Source organism: Enterobacter sp. B79-1 (genome assembly GCF_057444735.1).
The window spans coordinates 1625692-1632484 of record NZ_JBYAZJ010000001.1 but is presented as its reverse complement, the minus strand read 5'-3'; the positions used below and the strand labels follow the sequence as shown (position 1 = coordinate 1632484).

The 6793-nt window shown below is 55.5% G+C and carries 5 protein-coding genes; 1 reads left to right on the top strand and 4 read right to left on the bottom strand.

Annotated elements, in window-relative coordinates; genetic code table 11:
- Positions 1 to 205: 205 nt before the first annotated feature.
- The gene (gene ybaL / locus AC2T6E_RS07880; RefSeq protein ID WP_211446168.1) at positions 206 to 1882 is read right to left on the bottom strand and encodes a YbaL family putative K(+) efflux transporter; all 1677 of its coding nucleotides are present in this window, start codon (positions 1880 to 1882) and stop codon (positions 206 to 208) included.
- 239 nt (positions 1883 to 2121) lie between these two features.
- Positions 2122 to 3342 carry an MFS transporter gene (locus AC2T6E_RS07875; protein WP_148400322.1) on the bottom strand — a complete coding sequence of 407 codons (1221 nt, stop codon included), beginning with the start codon at positions 3340 to 3342 and terminating at the stop codon, positions 2122 to 2124.
- A 164-nt stretch (positions 3343 to 3506) separates the two neighbouring features.
- Here AC2T6E_RS07875 and ushA point away from each other — a divergent pair, with 164 nt between their 5' ends.
- Complete coding sequence (gene ushA, locus AC2T6E_RS07870) at positions 3507 to 5159, top strand: bifunctional UDP-sugar hydrolase/5'-nucleotidase UshA (RefSeq protein ID WP_126815878.1); 1653 nt, start codon at positions 3507 to 3509, stop codon at positions 5157 to 5159.
- Between the two features lie 121 nt (positions 5160 to 5280).
- Here the strand turns inward: ushA and ybaK are convergent, their stop codons facing one another.
- Together ybaK and AC2T6E_RS07860 are read right to left on the bottom strand one after the other, a co-directional pair.
- Positions 5281 to 5760: a Cys-tRNA(Pro)/Cys-tRNA(Cys) deacylase YbaK gene (gene ybaK, locus AC2T6E_RS07865; protein ID WP_010428207.1), complete on the bottom strand. Its 480-nt coding sequence runs from the start codon at positions 5758 to 5760 to the stop codon at positions 5281 to 5283.
- 199 nt (positions 5761 to 5959) lie between these two features.
- A complete protein-coding gene (locus tag AC2T6E_RS07860) occupies positions 5960 to 6754 on the bottom strand; it encodes a TraB/GumN family protein (protein WP_010428208.1) in 795 nt (264 codons plus the stop codon).
- Positions 6755 to 6793 lie beyond the last annotated feature (39 nt).

The following is a 6793-nucleotide window of genomic DNA, read 5'->3' as shown; positions in this document are numbered from 1 at the left end:
TGGTGGTACAGCACGAAAGTGGGGGTGATCGACCTGAAGAAAAAGTCGATCACCATGGGTAAAGGATGTTAAAAAGTGTTCACCATGTCCCCGAACACCTGTCTACCATGTCCCCGGACTGTACACCCCATAGGGGAGAGGGAACTTGAACACCCTCTCCCCTATGGGGAGAGGGCTGGGGTGAGGGGGCCAGACCGCACCAAACTTACCCCGTAACAGCCTCTTCAACCGGCGCTTTCTCAAGCAGCGTCAGCATCGTGTTCGCAATCTCACGCTCGCCCATGACGACCTTATTCGCGCCGCGCTCGGTGATGTATTCCACCTCATCGTCATAATGCGCGCGGGCAATAATCTCGATGGTCGGACACTTCGCGCGCGCGGACGCGACAATCTCACCAGCCTCGTAGCCGTTCGGAATGGTCAGCAGCAGCCAGCGGGCGCAGTCCAGATGCGCCAGATTCATGATCTCTTCGTTTGCCGCATTGCCCAGCACCGCGCGAATGCCGCGCTCGCGCAGTTCGTCAACGCGTGTGCGTGAGGTTTCAATCACCACCAGCGGAATGCCCTGCGCCATCAGCTTCTCACCGAGCAGGCTGCCCACGCGGCCAAAGCCAACCAGCAGCGCGTGATTGCAGATATCCACCGGGATCTGCTTCTCTTCTTCGATAGCCTCTTCCAGCGTCTGCTCTTCCAGGGTTTCCGTTTTATCGAGGTATTTTTCCAGCAGGGCAAACAGCACCGGGTTCAGCATGATGGAGAGGATCGCCCCCGCCAGCACCAGATTCTGACCGGCCTGCGGGAGGAGATTAAGCGCCATGCCGAGACCGGCCAGAATAAACGCGAACTCACCAATCTGCGCCAGGCTGGCGGCAATGGTCAGCGCCGTACGCGGCGAGTGGCCAAACATCCGCACCAGGAAGAAGGCGGCAACGGACTTACCAAAGATAATGATCGCCAGCGTGCCCAGCACCGCCAGCGGCTGCTGAATCAGAACCAGCGGGTCAAACAGCATCCCGACGGAGACGAAGAACAGCACGGCGAAAGCATCACGCAGCGGCAGCGTGTCGTGCGCCGCGCGGTGGCTTAATTCAGATTCGTTCAGCACCATCCCGGCGAAGAACGCGCCCAGCGCAAACGAGACGTCGAACAGCTCAACGGCACCAAAGGCGATACCCAGCGCCAGAGCGAGTACCGAAAGGGTGAACAGCTCGCGGGAACCTGTCGCCGCAGTGCGGGACATGATCCACGGTACCAGACGGCGGCCCACCAGCATCATGATGGCGATAAAGGCCACAACCTTACCGATGGTGATACTCATATCCAACGCCAGCGAGGCGAAGCCGAGGTTATCTTTTTCCATCATCCCGGCGACGGCGGGCAGCAGCACCAGCGTTAACACCATCACCAGATCTTCAACGATCAGCCAGCCTATTGCGATTTGCCCGCGCTGGCTGTCTATCAGCTGTCTCTCTTCAAGCGCGCGCAGCAGCACCACGGTACTGGCGGTTGAAAGACACAGCCCAAACACGATGCCGGTCATCAGCGACCAGCCCAGTACCGCTGAAAGCGCCATTCCCAGCAGCGTCGCCACCCCTATCTGGGCGATCGCTCCCGGTATGGCGATAGACTTTACCGCCATCAGGTCCTTCAGTGAAAAATGCAGACCGACGCCAAACATCAGCAGAATCACGCCTAATTCCGCCAGTTCTGGAGCCAGTTTGGTATCCGCCACGAAACCCGGCGTAAAAGGACCCGCCAGTACACCCGCTAACAGATAGCCGACAAGAGGAGAAATACGCAGTTTATTGGCAATCATGCCAAGGATAAAAGCGAGCACAAGTCCACCAACAATGGTGGTGATAAGCGGTGTGGCGTGGTGCATTCCGTCTCCTTTCGCGGTGAGTGTTCCATTTTTGGCATAAATACCAAAAGACCAGGTACCAGGTAATAGTTTATGACAATTTTTACCCTTATGTTTATGAATAATTGTTGAAGTTTGAATAAAAGAGCAATAAGCGTGAAAAAAAGCCCTTTTGGACAAGTTTGATGGGGAAGGTGAGAAGAAACCCTTATGGCATAAGGGGGCAAGGTCGCCAGAGTTTAACTTTGGCGACCCCTAAATTACGCTTTATGACGGTTATCAGGCAGGAATATGGTCAATATCCCCAGAAGTGGCAGGAAAGCACAGATTTTGTAGACCAGGAAGATGCTGGTGTGATCTGCAACCATGCCCAACACCGCCGCACCAAGGCCGCCCATGCCGAAGGCAAATCCGAAAAAGAGCCCGGAAACCATACCGATACGCCCCGGTAACAGCTCCTGTGCGTAGACCAGAATGGCCGAGAAGGCAGAGGCCAGAATAAAACCAATAATGACGGTCAAAATCCCCGTCCACTCCAGGCTTGCGTAGGGCAAAATAAGCGTGAAGGGTGCAACACCAAGGATTGAGCCCCAAATCACATATTTACGCCCGATTTTGTCACCTACAGGCCCGCCAATCACCGTTCCTGCTGCCACCGCAAACAGGAAGGCAAACAGGTGGAACTGCGCGTTTTGTACCGATAATCCGAATTTTTGCATCAGATAAAAGGTGTAATAGCTGCTGATGCTCGCCATATAGAAGTATTTCGAGAAAATCAGCACCAGCAGCACGCTTACGGCCAGGATAATCTTGTTACGGGGAAGGGGATTGATAACCTTCGCTATAGGTTTGCCCTTGTTCACGCGATGCTGCGCGGCATACCAGCGGCTGATTTGCGCCAGTACCACAATCGCCAGCAGCGCGGCCAGCACAAACCACGCCACGTTGCCTTTGCCGTATGGGGCGATGATCACCGCGGCCAGCAGCGGGCCGAGGGAACTGCCAAAGTTACCACCTACCTGGAACAGGGACTGCGCCAGCCCGTGACGACCACCGGAGGCCATACGCGCCACGCGGGAGGATTCCGGATGGAAGACGGACGAGCCTGTCCCCACCAGCGCGGCGGCGATAAGCACCGCTTCAAAGCTGCCCGCCATTGCCAGCAGCACCAGCCCGCTCAAGGTGAAGCACATGCCAATGGGGAGCGACCACGGCATTGGGTATTTATCCGTCCAGTAACCGACCACCGGCTGCAGCAGCGAGGAGGCCATCTGGAAGGTCAGGGTGATCATCCCGATCTGTACGAAGGTTAACGAGAACTCGGACTGCAGCAGCGGGTAGATTGCCAGGATCAGCGACTGGATCATGTCGTTGAGCAGGTGCGAGAGACTGATTGCGCCTAAAACTTTAAAGGAAGTGCGCGATTTTGGCGACGACGCCGGAGCGCCCGGGACGGGCTGGGTTGATTCACTGATTGCCATAAATACCACGTCGATTTGTTATGAGAAATGCAAGGTGTAATTATTATCCGACTAACATACCCGTCCGTGACATTTGAAGAAAGTCGCAATTCTGAAAACTTATTTGTCTATTCTTGTGAGTCACTGTAATTTTTGCGTTTGTCTATTGGTCAGGGAGAGAGATGATGAAGTTAATGAAGCGTGGCGTCGCGCTGGCGTTGATAGCGGCCTGGGGGCTGACTAGCCTGCCCGCACAGGCGTATGAAAAAGACAAAACCTATAAAATTACCATTCTGCATACCAACGATCACCACGGTCATTTCTGGCGCAGTGAATACGGGGAATATGGCCTGTCGGCGCAAAAAACGCTGGTTGACGGTATTCGCAAAGAGGTCGCCGCAGAAGGCGGTAGCGTGCTGCTGCTCTCGGGTGGGGATATCAATACCGGCGTGCCGGAATCTGATTTACAGGATGCCGAGCCTGACTTTCGCGGCATGAATCTGATTGGCTACGACGCGATGGCCGTGGGTAACCATGAATTCGATAACCCGCTGAGCGTGCTGCGCCAGCAGGAGAAGTGGTCTAAATTCCCGTTCCTCTCTGCCAATATTTATCAGAAAAGCACCGGCGAACGCCTGTTTAAACCCTGGGCGCTGTTTAAGCGTCAGGACTTAAAAATTGCGGTCATTGGCCTCACTACCGACGACACGGCCAAAATAGGTAACCCGGAGTTCTTCACCGATATCGAATTCCGCAAACCGGCAGATGAAGCGAAGCTGGTGATTCAGGAATTGCAGCAGAACGAAAAACCGGACGTGATTATCGCCACCACCCACATGGGGCACTACGACAACGGCGCGCACGGCTCCAATGCGCCGGGCGACGTCGAGATGGCGCGCAGCCTGCCTGCGGGCTCGCTGGCAATGATTGTGGGCGGTCACTCACAGGATCCAGTGTGTATGGCGTCCGAGAATAAAAAGCAGGTGGACTACGTGCCGGGCACGCCGTGCGCGCCGGACCGTCAGAACGGTATCTGGATCGTACAGGCGCACGAGTGGGGTAAATACGTAGGGCGCGCAGATTTCGAGTTCCGTAACGGCGAGATGAAGCTGGTCCACTATCAGCTCATTCCGGTCAACCTGAAGAAGAAGGTGACCTATCCGGACGGGAAAAGTGAGCGCGTACTTTACACGCCTGAGATTGCAGAGAACCAGCAGATGCTCTCCCTGCTGACGCCGTTCCAGAACAAAGGCAAGGCGCAGCTGGACGTGAAAATTGGTACGCTCAATGGCCGCCTGGAAGGGGACCGCAGCAAAGTCCGCTTCGTGCAGACCAACATGGGCCATCTGGTGCTGGCGGCGCAAATAGCGCGCACTGGCGCTGACTTTGGCGTAATGAGCGGCGGCGGCATTCGTGATTCCATCGAAGGTGGAAACATCACCTATAAAGACGTGCTGAAGGTACAGCCGTTCGGCAACGTGGTGGTGTATGCGGATATGAGCGGGAAAGAGGTGATTGACTACCTCACCGCCGTGGCGCAGATGAAGCCTGACTCGGGCGCCTACCCGCAGTTTGCTAACGTGAGTTTTGTCGCGAAAGACGGCAAGCTTAACGATCTGAAGATCAAGGGCGAACCGGTTGACCCGGCCAAAACGTACCGCCTGGCAACGTTAAGCTTTAACGCCACGGGAGGCGACGGCTATCCGCATATTGATAATAAACCGGGCTATGTGAATACTGGCTTTATCGACGCGGAAGTGCTGAAGCAGTTCATCGAGCAGAATTCACCGATTGACGTGAATGCGTATGAGCCGAAAGGTGAGGTGAACTGGCAGTAGTGCTGTGCGGCCTGATGCCCTCACCCCAACCCTCTCCCACCGGGAGAGGGCGCGAACACAAAAAACGGTAACGCCTGTTACCGTTTTGCTTTTACCTCGTCGCCGCCACCGGGCAATTTTCTCAATCCCGGCGCGCAATATCCGCAAACTTCGCGTCCAGCATTTTCGCCAGATCGCCCGCGGCCAGTTCGATATCCAGCCCGCGCTTGCCGCCCGAAATATAGATCGTCTCGAATTCCTGCGAAGGTGCATCGATCAGCGTCGGCAGCCGTTTTTTCTGCCCGAGCGGGCTGATCCCGCCCACCAGATATCCGGTAGTGCGTTGCGCAACCATCGGATCCGCCATATCGACCTTTTTTGCCCCCAGCGCTTTGGCGACCTTTTTCAGATCCAGCTGCCCGGCGACGGGCGTTACCGCCACGGCGAGATGTTTCATATCACCGTTCACCGCGACCAGCAGCGTTTTATAGACCTGGTCAGCGTTCAGCCCCAGCTTGCGCACCACTTCATCACCAAAATTGGTTTCATTCGGATCGTGATCGTAAGTATGGATCCGGAAAGAGATTTTGTTTTTTTCGAGTAATTTAACGGCGGGAGTCATAGCTATCCTTCTTACGACAGACATTTTATGCCAACAGCATACGCCTGACGTTTGTCTAAAAAATAGCACCATCTTGCGCAATAGTATTGGCAGTGATGGTCACTTTGAGCGACAATCGGCTCAGCCGAAGGTCTCCTTCGGTATAATAAAAACGATGAAATTCCTCTTTGACGGGCCAATAGAAATATTGGCCATTTTTTTATTTCAGCAGCGACGGCAGATTCCCTTCCCCATACAAATGCAGCGCGCCGACCGCGACGACATACCGCCCGGCAGGCAGGGCATGCAGCGTTTCTCGCCACGCCTGATTGCGCGCGTTCATCAGCACATCATACAGCGATTCACTGAACGTTGACGGCAGCACAAGCTTACTGTCCGTCGGCGGAGCATCCAGCCACCAGCCAATCATGGTTTGCAGCAGACGGGCATTGGTGTGCCAGTGGGTCAGGGTGTCATCCAGCAGGATCAGACCGTCATCGGGAAGCTGCCGCAGCAGACCGATCTGGCTGTCCGTGCCTTCCAGTTCAATGATCGGGAGATTGCGCGCTCTTGCCGTATTCAGCAGCTGATAATCAATGCCGTAATCACCGCGCAAGCCCAGACGCTGTGCCTGCGTCGCCTGCAACACCATGGCAATTTGCCAGAGCGGAAGGGTGTCCAGCATGGCGAGCGATACACCGGTTTCATCCGCGAGCCGCGTCAGTTCGGTAAGCTGGGCTTCGCTGAGACGTTCCGCAAGAGGACGGTCGCTCTCCAGACCCGCAAAGGGGGATTCATGGCCCGAAATATCCGCCTCGACGACCAGCGCGTCGGCATTCTTCAGCAGTTTTATCAGGCCAGCGGGCAGCGGGGACATATCCTGCGTCCCCATATGGATGCTTCCTACAAGGTGCAGGTGTTGCCCGCCCGGAAGTGAGATATCCATACCGGGCCAGGCATAACGTCGGGGAAAGAGGGCGCGAAACGATGCTTTTATACGATTAAACAGACTCATACGCGCTCCATGACCGAAAGGATCATGCTAGCGCGTACG